Origin of the sequence: Streptomyces sp. NRRL S-118 (assembly GCF_000716335.1) — a bacterium.
Taxonomy (GTDB): domain Bacteria; phylum Actinomycetota; class Actinomycetes; order Streptomycetales; family Streptomycetaceae; genus Streptomyces.
This window is the reverse complement of the sequence record NZ_JOBL01000385.1, coordinates 1-353: the sequence shown is the minus strand read 5'-3', so window position 1 is coordinate 353 and position 353 is coordinate 1. Positions and strand designations below refer to the sequence as shown.

Sequence of the window (353 nt, the reverse complement as noted above, 5' to 3'; positions counted from 1 at the left end):
GGTCCGAGCGGGCGCAGCGCGGTCCGCAGGGCCTCCGTCGCGAGCACGGCGGTCCGCCGCCCGCCGCCGCGCGCCACGGGGGTCAGGGTGCCCAGGCCCTCCGGCAGGTCCGGCCCGTCGTCCGTGCTCCGGTCCGCGGCCGCACCGCTGCCGGACGCGGGCGCGGACAGCTCCACGCGCAACGCGGCACCGGCAAGATCGAGTTCCAGGTATTCGGGCATGCGGCCATTGTGGCCGATCATGGGAGCGGCCTGCTGCGTCTTTCCGCAAGCCGCGTCAAGACAGGTGCAGATCAAGCCAGTTGACGGTCGGTGGGGCGCGTGCGGCGGTTGTGAACACCACCCGGGGGAGCA

Annotated in this window: 1 pseudogene; it reads right to left on the bottom strand. The window is 74.2% G+C overall.

Annotated elements, in window-relative coordinates:
- Positions 1-221, bottom strand: a pseudogene (locus tag IH00_RS42590) (hypothetical protein); the annotation flags it as partial.
- Positions 222-353 lie beyond the last annotated feature (132 nt).